This window comes from Hymenobacter cyanobacteriorum, assembly GCF_022631375.1.
In the GTDB taxonomy this organism is placed as follows: domain Bacteria; phylum Bacteroidota; class Bacteroidia; order Cytophagales; family Hymenobacteraceae; genus Hymenobacter; species Hymenobacter cyanobacteriorum.
This window is the reverse complement of record NZ_JALBGC010000006.1, coordinates 55,630-70,715: the sequence shown is the minus strand read 5'-3', so window position 1 is coordinate 70,715 and position 15,086 is coordinate 55,630. Positions and strand designations below refer to the sequence as shown.

Here is a 15,086-nt window from a genome sequence, read left to right as displayed (position 1 = left end):
GAGGCATCAATCCCACTTCTCTCGTTAACCCTGTTCCCATGACGTTTAAGTACGTTCCCGCTGCGCTGCTGGCCCTCGCTTTTGGCTTCACCTCCTGCGACAAGAATGACGCCGAGTCAGCACCCGCTCTGCGCACCAAGATGGATGCCAGCACCCTGACGGCTTCTTCCAAGTACACCGAGTCATTTAAAGACGCCAGCGGGCAGTCGACGGTGGATTTGACCAGCTCCAACCAGCGCCTGGACATGTTTTCGGAGCTTAACTCCTACATGGCCCTGGTGGCCGTGGCCGCTCCCGCCACGCCCGCTACCCTAGACGTAACCAAGCTGCGCGGCTACTACACCAACACCGGCGGCTACTTCACCGGCACCGGCCTGAACGGCTCGGGCCTGACCCTGCGCACCACCACGGCGGCCTCGTTTTCGGCCACCAACGCCGAGACCGTGCGCACGTATGTTGATACCAAGCTGACGCAGCTGGCCACCGCCAGCCAGTCGGTGAACAACGTGGCCACGCCCGGCACCGCCGGCCGCCTGGGCCGCTACCTGGTGGACGGCAACGGCATCGAGGTGAACCAGGTGATTCAGAAAGCCCTGATTGGCGCCCTGCTGCTCGACCAGATTGACAACGTGCTGCTGACCGACAACGGCCTGAAAGCCAACAACAGCAAGGTGGTGGACGGCAAAGCCTACTCCGAGCTGGAGCACAACTGGGATTTGGCCTACGGCTTCCTGACCAGCAACGCCATCATGACCACGGACATCAACCTGATGCCCCGCGAGCGGTTCCTGGCCAGCTACCTCAACGAGAAAAACCCCACTGCTTCGCCGGCGGTTTACATGGCCTTCCTGAAGGGCCGCGCGGCCATCGTCAACAACGACGCGGCGGGCGTGAAAACGCAGGCCGACCTCATCCGCACGGAGCTGGAGAAAACCATTGCCCTGGCGGCGGTGTCTTACCTGAGCAGCTGGAAGTCGGCTTCCACGCTGGACGTGAAAGCCCACGCTTTGGGCGAAGGCCTGGGCTTTATCTACTCGCTGCGCTTCTGCACCAAGTACGGTGCCGATGCGGCTTTCTCCGATAACCTGCTCACGGGCCTGACCTCGGGAACCAACGGTACCTGGAGCCTGACCAACGCGCAGGCCGACGTGGCCATCAACGCCATCAAGGCCAAGTTTAGCATCTAATAACTTTTGGCCCGCTTAGCGTAAGCGGACCCAAGGCCAACGAATCAGGCAGCTCCGGCGGCGTGGTCCGTTGGCCTTCGCCACGAAAAATTGCCCCAATGAAAAAGACCGTTTTGTTTGCCCTACTGCTGCTATTCACGGCGGTTGGCATCTTCAGCTGCCAGAAGACTACGGGCGATGACGCGCCCACCCCGGATACGTCCCTGGACCGCAAGGCCCTGCTCACGCAGTGGGCCGACAGCTTGGTGAAGCCCGGCTACCAGCGCTTCAACGACAAGCTCGCGGCCCTCAAAACCAAGACCACGGCCTTTACAGCGGCCCCGACCACGGCCACGCTCGTGGAGGCGCGCCAGGCCTGGCAGGCGGCCTACCTGGAATGGCAGAAAGTGGAGCTGTTTGAGTTCGGCCCCGCCGAGTCGGTGAGCCTGCGCAACCACTTCAACATCTACCCGGCCGACGTAACCGGCATCAACCGCAACATCACGACCGGCAGCTACGACTTCGAGGTGGCCACGGCCATTCCCCAGCAGGGCTTCCCGACGCTGGACTATCTGCTCAACGGCGTGGCCAGCGGCGACGCGGCCATCGTGCAGCAGTACGTGTCCTCGGCCAACCACCGCCGCTACCTGACCGACGTAGTGGCCAAGATGGACCAGACCTTCGGCACGGTGTACGGGCAGTGGACCGGCTCCTACCGCGATACGTTCGTCAACAACGCCGGCACCGACGCCAGCAGCTCCCTTTCGCGGGTTATCAATGCCTACTCGCTCTACTTTGAGCGCTACCTGCGCGCCGGCAAGGTGGGCATTCCGGCCGGCACCATGAGCGGCACGCCCCGGCCCGAAAAGATTGAGGCGTACTACCTGAAAGGGGCCCTCCCGCTGCAGCTGGCCACCACGGCCCACACCACGGTGCAGCAATTCTTCAACGGCCGCACGGGCCGGCCCTCGCTCAAAAGCTATCTGGATGCGCTCGGCGCCAAGGACAGCCGCACGGGTCAGAGCCTGACCAGCATCATCAACACGCAGTTCGGCGTTTCCTACCAGCAGCTCAGCTCCCTGGGTCCTGATTTGTTCACGACCATTACGGCCCGCAACGCCGACGCCGTTACTTCTTATAATGAGATGCAGAAGGCCGTACGCCTAATTAAGGTGGACATGACCTCGGCCCTGGGCATCACGGTGACTTACGTCGACAACGACGGCGACTAATGGGGGAAGGGCTCCGGCGCTACTTTCTGGCTGATACTTCTGCCGCTCCACTGGCCACGTTCCGCGTGGCCTTTGGCGTTTTGGTGCTGGCCAGCGTGGTGCGCTTCTGGGCCAAGGGCTGGATTGCGGAGCTGTACCTGAAGCCGAAGTTCTTCTTTCCCTACTACGGCTTCGAATGGGTACGGCCGCTGGGCCTCTACACGTACGGACTGTTCGTGGTCTGCGGGCTGTGTGCTTTGCTGGTGGCCCTGGGCTGGTGGTACCGTACGGCGGCTCTGGGCTTGTTTTTGAGCTTCACCTACATCGAGCTCATGGACAAAAGCACCTACCTCAACCACTACTATTTCGTGAGTCTGGCGGCCTTCCTGCTCGTGCTGCTGCCGGCTGGCCGCTTCTTTTCCGTCGATGCCCACCTTGACCCCGCACGCTGGCGCAGCCAAGTGCCGCGCTGGACGGTGGACGCGCTGCGCCTGCTCGTGGGCGTCGTGTACTGCTACGCCGGCCTGGCCAAGCTCAACTCCGACTGGCTGGGGCACGCCATGCCGCTACGCATCTGGCTGCCGGCCAAAAACGACTTGTGGCTGGTCGGGCCGCTGTTCAACCACGTGTGGGTGGCTTACGCCTTCAGTTGGTTTGGCGCGTTTTATGACCTGACGGTGCCCTTTTTCCTGCTTTACCGGCCCACCCGGGCCTGGGCCTACGCCGCCGTAGTGGTGTTTCACGTGCTCACGGCCGTGCTGTTTCCCATCGGTATGTTCCCCTACGTGATGATAGTGGCGGCGCTGGTGTTCTTCCCGGCCGATGCCCACCTGCGGGCCCTGACCCGGCTGCGGCGCTGGGTGCTGCGCACGCCGGTGGCGCCCCGGCTGGCCCAGCCGCTAGTGTACGCGCCGCGCACCAAACAGGCCCTGCTGCTGGTGCTGGGTACTTTTTTCGTGGTGCAGCTGCTGTTGCCTTTTCGCTACCTGCTCTACCCGCGCGAGCTGTTCTGGACCGAGGAAGGCTACCGCTTTTCCTGGCGGGTGATGCTGATGGAAAAGATGGGGCAGGTGCAGTTCAAGGTGGTTGATGGCCAGACCGGGCGGGCAAGACTCGTCAACAACGACGAGCACTTGAGCGTGCTGCAGGAAAAGATGATGAGCACGCAGCCCGACATGCTGGTGCAGTTTGCCCACTACCTGCGCGCCTATTACGCCCGCCGCGGCGTGCAGCAGCCCAAAGTTTACGCCGATGCCTACGTGAGCCTGAACGGCCGCCTGGGCAAAAGCTTCATTGACCCCACCGTGGACCTGGCCCAGGCATCTGATGACCTGCGGCCCAAGTCCTGGATTTTACCCTTTGACGATGAGATTTCCGGTTTATAGTGTTGCCCTAGTGGTGAGTGTACTGTCTTCGTTCACGGCCGCAGCCCAGCAGGCCCGCCTGCAGGGCCGGGTGCGCGAGGCCGATACCAACCAGCCCGTGGCGGGCTGCGAAGTGTACGTGCGCGGCTCCCGCCAGATTGCCCGCACCGACTCGGCCGGCCTGTTCACCATCGCCAAACTCCCGGCCGGACGCCAGCAGCTGCAGTTTTCCTCCATTGGCCACGAGCCCTTCAAGACCGAAGTGGACGCGCCGGTGGACGGCGGCATCGTCGACTTCACCCTGACCCGGCGGCAGCGGCAGCTCAAGGAAGTGGTGGTGGCTGCTCCGCAGGGCCGCTTCGGGCCGCAGCGCCTGCGCGAGGTGGAGGGCACGGCCATCTTCGCGGCCAAGAAGTCGGACGTCATCGTGCCCGATAACCTGGTGGCGAACCTGGCCACCAACAACGCCCGGCAGGTGTACAGCCGCGTGGCCGGCCTTAACATCTGGGAAAGCGACCAGGGCGGCCTGCAGCTCAGTATCGGGGGCCGCGGCCTGGACCCCAACCGCACCAGCAACTTCAACGTGCGCCAGAACAACTACGACATCTCGGCCGACGCCCTGGGCTACCCCGAAAGCTACTATACGCCGCCCGTGGAAGCCATCAAGCGCATCCAGCTGGTGCGCGGGGCGGCCTCGCTGCAGTACGGCACGCAGTTCGGCGGCCTGCTCAACTTTGAGCTGCGCGCTCCCGAACCCGACAAAACCGTGTCGGTAGTCTCGCGGCAGACGGTGGGCTCCTACGGCTTTTTCAACTCCTTCAACAGCGTCAGCGGCACAATCAAGAAGCTTAGCTACTACGCCTTTGCCCAGTACAAGCGCGGCGACGGCTGGCGGCCCAATTCGCACTTCGACGCCAAAACGGCCTACGCCGACGTGCGCTACCAGTTCACGGAGAACTTCAAAGTCGGCGCCCAGGTCACCCACATGGATTACCTGGCCCAGCAGCCGGGGGGCCTGAGCGACGCGCAGTATGCCCAGAACGCCCGCCAGTCCAATCGCGAGCGGAACTGGTTTGCCGTGGACTGGAATCTGTTCAACGCCTCAGCCGACTGGAAGCTGACGCCGCAATCGAATATCAACGTGCTGGCCTTCGGGCTGCGGGCCACCCGCAAATCGTTGGGCTTTCGGCCCAACCAGGTGGCCCTGCCCGACAACGACACCTACCTGCGCGACCTGATAACCGGCGAGTTTCAGAACTACGGCGTGGAAGCCCGCTACCTGAACCGCTACGCGCTGGGCAGCAAAAGCGGCGTGTTGCTGCTGGGCACGCGCTACTACCACGGCTACAACCACAGCGTGCAGGGGTTTGGCCCCACGGGCCGGGGCGCCGACTTCCGCTTCGTGGGCCCGGAAGGGGTGACGTTCGCCAACGGCTTCTCGGACTTCGAGTTTCCCAACCAGAACGTGGCTGTCTTCGCCGAAAACATCTTCTACCTCAGCGACAAGGTGTCGGTGACACCCGGCCTGCGCTACGAGTACATCCGCACGAAATCGCAGGGCACCTACGGCAACGTGATTCGCGACAACGCCGGCAACATCGACGCCATCACCCAAAAGAATGAGGAGCGGCTTAGCCCGCGCGGCTTCGTGCTGGGCGGCATCGGGGTGAGCTACAAGCCGGTGGAAACGCGGGAGCTCTACGGCAACATCTCGCAGAACTACCGCTCTATTACGTTCAGTGACATGCGCATTGCCAACCCTTCGGCTACCATCGACCCCAACCTGCAGGACGAGCGCGGCTACTCCGCCGACCTGGGTCTGCGCGGCGAGCAGGGCCAGTGGCTGACTTACGACGTAAGCTTTTTTGCCCTGCAGTACGGCAACCGCATCGGCGAAGTGCAGACTTACGACGCCGCCGACCGGGTGCTGCGCCGCCGCAGTAACGTGGGCCGCGCCCTGATTCTGGGCGTGGAGTCCTACGCCGAAGTCGACCTGCTGCGCGCCCTGCGCCCCACGGCTGAGCCCGAACGCTGGACGCTGGCCACCTTCGGCAACCTGGCCCTGATTCGCGGGCGCTACACGCAAAGCGACATTGCGGGCGTGAAAGGCAACCCGGTCGAGTTCGTGCCGGATGTCAACCTCAAGGCTGGTGCCCGCGGAGGATATGGTCCGTTCAAAGGGTCGCTGCAGGCCACCTACCTGTCGAAGCAGTATACCGACGCCACCAAAGCCGAGCTGGGCGGCGTGTCGGCGGTCGTGGGCCGTATTCCCGCCTACACGGTGCTTGATGCCTCAGTTTCCTGGGAGCGGCGCTGGCTGAAGCTTGAAGGCAGCGTCAACAACCTCGCCAATGCCATTTATTTCACCCGCCGCGCCACCGGCTACCCCGGCCCCGGCATCCTGCCTTCTGATGGCCGCAGCTTCTTTCTGACCGTGGCCGTGAAATGGTAAACGGTATCTTCGCGGGGGCAATCAGCCCCAACGCGCATGAAACCAGCAACCGCCCAGGTAGACCGGGTGCTGCGGGCGTGGCCCCAGCTGCGCGGCTACTTCCGCGGCCGTCAGCAGCTGTCCGAAGCGGAGTTGCTGGCCTTTTTTCAGGCGTCGGTGCCCGAAGTAACGGCCGATGCTTGGCCGCAGGTCCGGCAGGGATTGCTGCGCAGCCAGCTGCTGCACGAGGTGATACCCGGCCTGCTCTCGTTTGAGCCGTCCTCCACCGGAGACCTCCTAAAACCGGTTTTACTGCCCGAGTGGCTGGCCGTGTGGCAGCAGCTGCAGGCCGCGCTGGCCTTGCCGCTGGGGTGCCTGTGGTCTACCCGCTGGCTGCACCCGGTGCTACCACACCTGCCCGCCCTACTCGTGGTGGAAGTGCGCTGGGCGGAGCTTAATCAAGCCGGACGCGTGCTGGCTGTTTCCTCCCCGCCCCCGGACCCAGTGGTGGTGCGGGCCTGGCAGGCGCTATCCCCCGTCCGGCGGGTGCGGGGAGTACCCACGGCGCGCCTGGAAAAAATGCTCGTCGACGCCGCCCTGATGCCGGAACTAGCCCCGGCCACTTCGGATGCCGCCCTCGCGGCAGCATTGTCGGTTCTGCTCGCCCGGCAGGGCTTCAACCAATCGATGCTGCTCCAGTACGCGGCCCGTTGCGGTGCCGAAGCCCGCTGGAAAGCGTTGCTACACGTGGCCACTGTTCCCGACTAAAAGACGCCGACACATTATTGCGGCATAGCGGAAAGTCGCGGCGCCCGCTGGCAGGCCCGTTCACTCGACCACCTCCCGGCCCAGTAGCTTCCGTACCCAGTTGCGCAAGGCATGAATACGGGAACGGAGGTAGCACTCGTGGCAGTGGCTGAAATTCCAAAAGCAGTCTATCGTATCCGTAATCAGGTGGAAAAGCAAGCCCACGGCGACCGGTTGTGCTGCCGGCAGCAGCAACAGCAGCGCATACACCGGGATGGCATAAAAAGAGTGCAGCGGGTGGTACCCAATGCTGCAGCGCAGCGGGTCGAAGAGGGGTTTGGCCAGCAGGTGGTCCACGTCCATGAGCATCGTGGCCAGCATCAGCAGGTAGGCGGCTGGCCACATTCCGGGGAAAAACACCAGCGCCAGCACGGCCGGGAACAGAAAGTGCAGGGTGTAATGCACCAGCGTTTGGGCGCTGAATAGTTTGGTGGGGAATTGCCGGCGTAGCCCGCGCGGAGGCATCGGCTGGGTTGCCCTGCGCACGGTATCACCGGGCGCGGCGTGGGCATACTTCCCGCTTGGCTCGCCCGTTGGCTCGTTTATCTCCCGGGGCGCGTGGTCCGGCGCGTCCACGACGGGAGGCGGCACATCCGCTTTAATCCGCCGCGGCGGGGTGGTGAGGTGCTCGGGGGCGGTGACGGCCGTCGCCGTGTCGGAGCGCGGGGACCGCGGCGGGTGGTGGTACCCGGCTCCAGCGGGGAACGTGGGGACAATGGCGGCTGACCGGCACCCGGCAAGCACCAGGACGGCGGCAATGCCGGGATATAGGAAATAACGAAAAACACGCAATGGGCGCATGGTAAACATTGCCATGGAAGAAGCCTGCTGATGGTCGACTAAGCCACTTACCGGTCGCTTGAAACAAAAAAGGCAGCTCCGCAAGAGCTGCCTTTTCACAGAGACTAAAACCTCAACTAGCGGTTGCGGGTCAGCCAGTTTTGCAGGGCGGCAATCTCCTGACGCTGGTCGGTGATGATGTTTTGGGCCAGGGTCTTCGTGGTGGTGTTGCGGCCGTACTGCAGCAAGGCCTCCGAGTTGTCGATGGCAGCCTGGTGATGGTCCACCATGAGCTGGGCGAAATCGTAGTCGGCCCGCATCGTTATGGTGCGTGCGTCACTAGCCTTCATCATCTTATCCATGTTGGATTTCTGCACGGTGTTAAACTGGGGCACCAAGGGCTGCATGGGCTGGTGGCCAGCGGTGAAGGCGTTGAACTGCCCGATTTCGGCTCGCTGCTTGGTGATGATTTCCTGGGCCGTGGTCTTCATTTCCTGGTTGCTGCCCGTGCGCAGTTCCTCTTCGGCCATCTTGATGGCCGCTTCGTGGTGCATCACCATCTGCGTGGCGTAGTCGTGGTCAGGGTCTTGAGTTTTGACTTGCGTGTCCATCTGGGTCATCATGTCCATCATGATTGTCATGTACGGGCTCTCGTGCTTCATGTCGTCCATGTCGTGGTCCTTTTTACAGGCCGTGAACAGTACGCTGAAGACCAGCAGGGCGAGGAAGGGCAAACGCAACAATCGGTTCATGAATGGGGCTTGAAAGTGGTGAGCATTACACCCGTATAAAGTCGAGTTTACGTACTTTGTTTGTGCATCGTGCGGCCGATTTGCTTGCATAATTTCCAGCCCAGCTGTTTGTAAATACAGCTTTTGCAGCAGGCAACCCATCCGGAACGCCGCCGGTCTCGGGGCGGCGTGGAGCCCCTCGCGAATAACTCCCTAAGCCTCGTCCGGGCCGACCTTGGCGCCCTGCATTCGGCGCCGGTGCTCGTCGTGACGGGCCCCTAAGGTTACCAGGTTAACCTCGCCGGATACGTACTGCGCATGCAGCCGGCAGCCGGAAAAGGCCCTCTGAGCCCTTCGTGAGCCCGTTGCCTGCGATTGCCATTTTGTCCTCAGCCCGATTTCCATGCGCTTGGTACAAGGGAGCCGCACATCATATGGCAGCGGTGAGCCCATTGTGAGCCAATTTGCTTGTGGGTAACATGCCTTGGCATTTCATAGCCGCCCATTTACTGCCTTGCTTTCAGTAGATTTGAGTTACCTGCCGGAACTTACTTCGTGCCGCCGTATGCCATTAGCCGCTGTTGCTGACCTGCCTGCACTGCTGTCCCGGGTCGCCCGGGACCTTGAAGACCCGACCGTGTACCATCTGCTGGGCGCGCACTATTACGACCGCGACAACCACACGCGGCAGCGCCACTACCCGGCTGTATTCTCCCTGCACCACGGCGAGGTCGCTAACCTGGAAATCGGGCCTGACTTCGTGGCCTTCGACACGGAATTCATGCGCTACCCCGAAGACGGTGAGCCGCACGCCCCGGGCCCCTGGGTCGACCGATTCCGCGCCACTATTCCGTTTGAGCAGCTCTATCAACTGCTGCGCAAAATCATCCCGCCTGGCGAGGAAGCGGGCGCGCAGCTTACCTTTCTGCCCCCTGAGTCGGTGTACTATAACGAGCGCATCCATCGCGAAAATTACCCAACGCCGTGGACCATGAACCAGCCATAACTACTACCCTATGCCCCGTGAGCCGCATGATTTAGCCGCCGTTCTGCATCAGGTGCAAGCTGGCCTCTCCAACCCGCAGCATCATTTCATGGTGTGCACGACCTTCTTTGAGACGGAGAACGGCCCACTCATGCTCGGCACGCTGCATCTGCACCAGAGCACGGTATGGAATCTACAAATCGGTGCCGACGGCTTTACGTGTGAGGTGCTGCTCCAACCCGGCCGCCAGCAGCCCCGCTCGTCGGTTCGCGTATCTTACCCCAACGTCTGGCAGGTGCTGCGCGGGGATGGGCCTAACTTCAACGCCGGAGCACGGGCGGGTCTATTGTATGAGAATAACCACGCCTTATCCACCTTCGCCAAGCAAGGACTGGCTCAATAACATGGAAGAACTGCTCCAGCCGCGTCACCCGCTCGACAAGCAGCACCAGGCCCAGCTACAGGTTTTGCACCAGCTGCCCGAAATTCAGCGGGCCGAGATGGCCCGGCTGTTCCGCCTGGGCAACGCCACGTACCGGTACCAGCAGCTGGCCGACGGCGAAGTCACGGAGGAGGATTACCGGCACTGGCTGCAGGGATTGCCCGAGCGCTTTCGCCAGGCCATGGTGAAGGGAGGCTTTGCGGGCGCTAAATATAGTCTGGCCCTGCGGCGGCATGCGCTGGAGCGACGCGACGTTGGCTACTCGGCTTTCATGCAGGCCATCCTGTCCCCGGAGGACTGGGCCTTTGAGCAGCAGCAGCGCGCTGCCGCTGGGCTGTAGTTCACGTTATTAGCGGGAGTCTCTACCTATTTTCACTCGCTGGCTTCCTCGCCACGCGACCCAACCCCATACCTGGTGAGCCTATTGTGAGCCCATTGCCATGGCGCGAACTCACGCTAAAAACGGCCCCTGCGCGTTGGAAAGCCCCTTTCGCCAAATCCGACCCCGGGCTGACGAGCCCTTCGTGAGCCCATTCGCGAAATGGGTAAACATTAAAACATGCCCGGTTTTAATGTTTACTCTAAATTTTGGCCTTAAAAGGCCTTCTTGGCTTCCCGACTCCGGTATAGCTGCGGATAATGACAAGCACAATCTCCGCATAGTATGCGGAGATTACTGGCCATAATCTGTAATGCTTCAAGTAACGCCTCGAACACCTTGTAATGTTTTGCAGCAGAAAAACTTTACATTGCGATTAACCTTGCAGGCCGCAACCGATAGAAAAAACAATCAAACCGATGACTGCCCGCCAGAAAATGCTTAACCGCTTGCAAAAGCTGGAGCCGGGCGCGCTCGTGCGTTATAGCGACTTTGCCAGCCTCGGCATCGCGCCCGGCACGGTGGCCGTGAACCTGAGCCGGCTGCGTCAAGCCGGCGTGGTGCAGCGGGTAACCAAGGGCACCTATCGCCTCCCTCTGCAAAGCCGGTTTGGCCCGGTTCCGATTTCCGAGCAGCAGGTATTGGAGATGCTCCTGCAGGCGCCCAATAAGAAACTGCGGGGCTACCCCACCGGCGTAGCGGCCTTTAATCGCCTGGGGCTGACGACGCAGGTGGCCCAGGAAATCCGAATTGCCACGCCCCGTCCGGGGCGCCCGAAGAAAGTCGGCAACGTACGCGTGCGCTTCGTGCGCAGCCGGGGTGAGGTGAAGGCTAGAGAAGGCAAGGCTGTGTCAACTGCTCGATGCCCTACGGCAGATTAAACGCCTGCCCGCCACCTCCCCGGCCGCGGCTCTGTTGCGCCTGTGCGAGCAGGTGAAGCAGTTGCCGCCAGCCGATAAAACCACCCTTGTCCGCCTAGCACAGAACTATAACCCAGCCACCCGCGCACTGTTGGGCGCGCTACTGGAAGGAATGGGCGAAGACAAGCTGGCCAGCAAATTAAAGGGCACCCTGAATTCCTTAACTACCTATAAGCTTGGCCTGTCCGAGCAGGCACTACCTAACCGTGCGCAATGGCAAATCCGATGAGACTGCATACCCACGGGCAATAATTTCACAACCTAATTACCATCACCGTGCCGGTGTGGAACAGGCAGTAAAACCTCATCAATGGGCGCCTACCCACATACTATAGCATCTACGGCCAATTTATCTTGACCTTAGCAGGTACTAGTACCTGCTAAGGTACGAAACAAATCCAGACCCGTTGCAATAAAAACTCCATTTTTCTCTCATATAGGCTTGACTTTATCAAAAATAGCCTGTAACTTTGCCTGAGTGCCTAAGGTACTAGTACCTTAGGCATAGCGAACACTTTCCAAATGGCCAATAAAACGCGCTTTCAAATTGCGAAGAAGGATATTATCGCCTTTTTCAGCCAGCGGGAACAGCGGGTTTACCGGGAACGGGAATTAGAGCAGCTGTTAGCCCAACAGCGGGAGGGCTGGCGCCTGGCCGCAGGAACTCGCGTGCGGGACTTTCTCGACCTGATGCTGGATTCCACCCCCTTACGGCCGGCAGTTATCCAAGCAAGTGGTCAGCCCAAAACCTATTACACCTGGGGCGAAGTAACAGCCTTTGAGTTGGGCAGTCACCTGGCACCACGCGCTTACCTCTCGCACTACACCGCCCTTTATCTGCATGGGTTAACCGAACAGATTCCCAAGCAGATTTTTGTTAATCAGGAGCAGAGCGCCCGGCAGCCGGTTTCGCTGCCGACCCTAACCCAGGCCGAGTTGACGGCGGCCTACGCCCGTCCCGCGAAGCTTACGCCGCCTAGTGCGTACTACGGGGACTATGCCTTTGTGCAGCTACATGGCAAATTCACGGGGCAACTTGGCGTGGTTACGCAGGACCACTTCGCCGCGGGCCGGGTCGCCTTGACTGGGGTGGAGCGGACCCTGCTGGATGTGACGGTGCGGCCCGAATATGCCGGGGGCATCTACCAGGTGCAGGAGGCCTACCGACTGGCCGCGGGCCGCGTTTCCATTAACCGGCTACTGGGGCTGCTCACCAAGCTCAACTACCGTTACCCGTATCACCAGGCGGTGGGACTCTACCTGGAGCGGGCAGGGACCTACAAAGCCTCGCAGCTGCAACTCGTACGCAAATTTCAACCGGCAACCCTGGATTTCTACTTGGCGCACGAATTAGTTAATCCGGCGTACGATGCCCAGTGGCAGGTATATTATCCGGCGCATTTTTAAGCAGTAGCGGCCGGTTCGGCCGCCGAGGAGGGCTCCAGTAGGCGGCTGAAGTGCGCAACGACGTAGTCGAAGTACGCATCAAAGCCCAGCAGTTGGGTACCGGCCGTCACGTTTGCTTCCACGGATTTGTAATCTGCGCGGTGCAAGTCGCGGTAATCGGCGATGGTAGCCAGGTAGGCTTCCGGTACTCGCTTGGCGCCAAATACCTGCCGCAGTACCTCCAAGGCGGCTTCACTGGTTGAATCAATGGTAAATTCGTGGGCGAGCGTATAGATATCATAGAAATCCCGCGCCCGCCCCAGCGACTTATGCCCGCCCACAATCTCGCCATAAGCGGGTATCTGCTGGCAAATGGCTCGGAGCTTCTCAAAGACGACGAGTTGGGGCGGGTACACGTAGTAGGTGTACCCGTTAAGAGTTTTCTCCACCTTCAACTCGCAGTATTCGAAGGGGCTGATGTCGACCGTGAACTTGCGGTTCTGCTGTTCGTCAAACGTGAGCGAGTTGCGCCGCAGGCCGGCCAAGTCGTCCGCATGCTGACGAGCCTGTGCGGCCGGAGTCAGCTTGAATTCCAGCAGGTAGCCGCCCCAGAACGATTTAAGGTGCTCGGCGAGCTTGCTGGGTCGCTGATGCCAGCGCACGTCGAAAGCGTGCAGGCCCTCCTCGGCAAACACCGTCACCAGGGACTTTTCAATCGTGGCAAATGTTGCCTCCAGGTCCTCAAAATCATCGGCCATGGAAAAATCGAGGTCAGCCGAGCCCCGGTTACCCACCTCGTAGGCAATGCTGATGGCGTTGCCGCCTTTGAGCACAAGCTTTTCCATGAGCTCATCGTCGGCCACCAGAGCAATTATGACCAAGCGCTTGATTTTATCGAGCAGCGATAATTCCATGCCCTAAAAGTACGCATTGCCGGGATTGGCTCCGAAACGGTTTAGCCAAGTCAAGAAGCCACTGGAGCAGGTCACGAAATTTAGACATCATAATGAATGATTATGCGCAAGCTCCTGATTTTAGCCATTATTGTTATCTTCCTCTACTCCTCATGGGCTCCGGTCTGGGGCAGTGCGGCGGCCACCCGGGGCCTCGTGATTTACGGCATGAGCCGATGCTGGCGGCCTTTCCAGCCGGGTGACGCCTCCAATCGAAATCCTTATAATCCTTGCGAGCGCTACAAGCCTTTTTAATTCTTGGCTTCCGAATTAGGCCTATTTCCTGGCGCTTAAGCTTTGGCTCAACAATTCAGACCTGCTTGATGTCCGGTCGTTCAAGTAAGACTGTCATCTGAGGTTGGCAAGATTATCCTTTTTGCCCTTTACTTCTCCGGTGCTGCACTATCGAAAGTCAGGTCCCCATCCGTTTTTGATGTCTTAGTCCGCTTATTTCGGGCGTTGGATTTTAAACATTCCAGTACCTCATCGTCTTGATAATTAGCGCCAGAACTGTATGCATACACCGGCTGCATTACTTCGGAGAGTTCTTTGGAAAGGTTGTTATTGCTGGCGTGGTGCGGCACTTTCAGAAAGTACAGGTCTTTCAGGGCGTTCTGCCAATCGGAGATGTTCTTTAAAGAGTCAATCCCAGCATCCCCCGTAAACAGGTAACGGCCCTGCTGCGCGTCAATGGCAATGATGATACTGGCTTTGTTGGTATTGCTCAATTCTGCCTCCTGCTGGGTCTTTAACCGGTCGCACGGTTTTATTCCAGCCAGCTTGGCCTGTTTCCGTAAAAACGACTCTTGCTCCGTCAGGAACAGGCCCGCCGGCACCTCTTCCTCAATGAAGGACTCAAATGACTTGTTGGGCGGAAAAAGGGTGTTGAAATAGGCTCGCGTGGGGCCTAAAATGGATACCTCGGGCCAAGCGGCCAAGGGCCGAGCATTCGTAAACGCCTCCACCAGCTTTTGCGGTGGAATCACGTCCATCAGCTGCTGCAATTGGGGCAGCGATTCCAAGAGTAAGCCAATCTTCTGTTCAGCCAAGACCTGGCTGTCCGCCGGGTATGAATCCAGCAAAAGGCTGAGCGGGTGGTTATCCCGGGAATGAATATTCCTCAAGCCGGCATTCCCAGGTAGCAATTGGGCCTGAACGATGTACTCTTTTAACGCGGCTGGGATTTTATGCACCCACACCTCGCCAACATCGGCTCCGTAATCGGTCAACAAGGGAATCAATCCGCCAATGTGGTCGCTGTCGCAGTGGGTGCACACGACGACATCGGGCGCTTTTTTCCCGTGGGCCTTCAGCACTGCCTGCAAGACCGGCTTCATTCTCTTTACGTAGTACGCCGGTTCCCCACCATCAATGACCATAACCAGCGACTGGCCGCTTTTGAACAGCTCGACAATGATGGCATCGCCGTCTTTGACGTTTAAAATATTGACTTTAATATCCATGGGTTGCTGCTATTAAGGTGTAGTTAGTCGTTTTAATGCAAATATGTCTGATGCTGACCGTTACGCTT

The 15,086-nt window shown here is 60.1% G+C and carries 15 protein-coding genes; 11 read left to right on the top strand and 4 right to left on the bottom strand.

Going from position 1 to position 15,086, the window contains the following annotated elements; all coding sequences use genetic code 11:
- The first annotated feature begins 38 nt into the window (after positions 1–38).
- The 5 genes from MON38_RS20025 to MON38_RS20005 all read left to right on the top strand — a co-directional run bounded on the left by MON38_RS20025 (position 39) and on the right by MON38_RS20005 (position 6,940).
- Positions 39–1,187, top strand: coding sequence for a DUF4856 domain-containing protein (locus MON38_RS20025; RefSeq protein ID WP_241937931.1), 1,149 nt, complete (start codon positions 39–41; stop codon positions 1,185–1,187).
- Positions 1,188–1,285: 98 nt separating this feature from the next.
- Positions 1,286–2,398 (top strand): imelysin family protein, encoded by a 1,113-nt coding sequence (locus MON38_RS20020; protein WP_241937930.1) that lies wholly within the window; start codon positions 1,286–1,288, stop codon positions 2,396–2,398.
- The gene (locus MON38_RS20015) at positions 2,398–3,762 is read left to right on the top strand and encodes an HTTM domain-containing protein (RefSeq protein WP_241937929.1); all 1,365 of its coding nucleotides are present in this window, start codon (positions 2,398–2,400) and stop codon (positions 3,760–3,762) included. The genes MON38_RS20020 and MON38_RS20015 overlap by 1 nt, the downstream gene beginning before the upstream one ends.
- A complete protein-coding gene (locus MON38_RS20010) occupies positions 3,743–6,193 on the top strand; it encodes a TonB-dependent receptor (RefSeq protein WP_241937928.1) in 2,451 nt (816 codons plus the stop codon). The genes MON38_RS20015 and MON38_RS20010 overlap by 20 nt, the downstream gene beginning before the upstream one ends.
- Positions 6,194–6,229: 36 nt before the next feature.
- A complete protein-coding gene (locus tag MON38_RS20005) occupies positions 6,230–6,940 on the top strand; it encodes a DUF6577 family protein (protein WP_241937927.1) in 711 nt (236 codons plus the stop codon).
- 60 nt (positions 6,941–7,000) lie between these two features.
- Here the strand turns inward: MON38_RS20005 and MON38_RS20000 are convergent, their stop codons facing one another.
- Entirely contained in the window at positions 7,001–7,780 is a 780-nt protein-coding gene (locus MON38_RS20000) for a DUF6122 family protein (RefSeq protein ID WP_241937926.1), read from the bottom strand.
- A gap of 116 nt (positions 7,781–7,896) precedes the next feature.
- Positions 7,897–8,511: a DUF305 domain-containing protein gene (locus MON38_RS19995; protein WP_241937925.1), complete on the bottom strand. Its 615-nt coding sequence runs from the start codon at positions 8,509–8,511 to the stop codon at positions 7,897–7,899.
- Between the two features lie 544 nt (positions 8,512–9,055).
- Here MON38_RS19995 and MON38_RS19990 point away from each other — a divergent pair.
- The 5 genes from MON38_RS19990 to MON38_RS19970 all read left to right on the top strand — a co-directional run bounded on the left by MON38_RS19990 (position 9,056) and on the right by MON38_RS19970 (position 12,623).
- A complete protein-coding gene (locus MON38_RS19990) occupies positions 9,056–9,496 on the top strand; it encodes a hypothetical protein (protein WP_241937924.1) in 441 nt (146 codons plus the stop codon).
- Positions 9,497–9,506: 10 nt separating this feature from the next.
- Positions 9,507–9,878, top strand: a complete 372-nt coding sequence (locus tag MON38_RS19985) for a hypothetical protein (protein ID WP_241937923.1) — start codon at positions 9,507–9,509, stop codon at positions 9,876–9,878.
- A gap of 1 nt (position 9,879) precedes the next feature.
- A complete protein-coding gene (locus MON38_RS19980) occupies positions 9,880–10,257 on the top strand; it encodes a hypothetical protein (RefSeq protein WP_241937922.1) in 378 nt (125 codons plus the stop codon).
- 476 nt (positions 10,258–10,733) lie between these two features.
- A complete protein-coding gene (locus MON38_RS19975) occupies positions 10,734–11,177 on the top strand; it encodes a type IV toxin-antitoxin system AbiEi family antitoxin domain-containing protein (RefSeq protein WP_241937921.1) in 444 nt (147 codons plus the stop codon).
- 561 nt (positions 11,178–11,738) lie between these two features.
- Positions 11,739–12,623, top strand: a complete 885-nt coding sequence (locus MON38_RS19970) for a type IV toxin-antitoxin system AbiEi family antitoxin domain-containing protein (RefSeq protein WP_241937920.1) — start codon at positions 11,739–11,741, stop codon at positions 12,621–12,623.
- On the opposite strand, the gene MON38_RS19965 is transcribed toward MON38_RS19970, so the two are convergent.
- The gene (locus MON38_RS19965) at positions 12,620–13,516 is read right to left on the bottom strand and encodes a nucleotidyl transferase AbiEii/AbiGii toxin family protein (RefSeq protein ID WP_241937919.1); all 897 of its coding nucleotides are present in this window, start codon (positions 13,514–13,516) and stop codon (positions 12,620–12,622) included. The genes MON38_RS19970 and MON38_RS19965 overlap by 4 nt on opposite strands.
- A gap of 102 nt (positions 13,517–13,618) precedes the next feature.
- Between MON38_RS19965 and MON38_RS19960 the strand changes: the two genes are divergently transcribed.
- On the top strand, positions 13,619–13,810 hold the full coding sequence (locus MON38_RS19960) for a hypothetical protein (protein WP_241937918.1): 192 nt from the start codon (positions 13,619–13,621) through the stop codon (positions 13,808–13,810).
- A gap of 128 nt (positions 13,811–13,938) precedes the next feature.
- Here MON38_RS19960 and MON38_RS19955 read toward each other — a convergent pair whose 3' ends face one another.
- Complete coding sequence (locus MON38_RS19955) at positions 13,939–15,018, bottom strand: ComEC/Rec2 family competence protein (protein ID WP_241937917.1); 1,080 nt, start codon at positions 15,016–15,018, stop codon at positions 13,939–13,941.
- Positions 15,019–15,086: the final 68 nt, after the last annotated feature.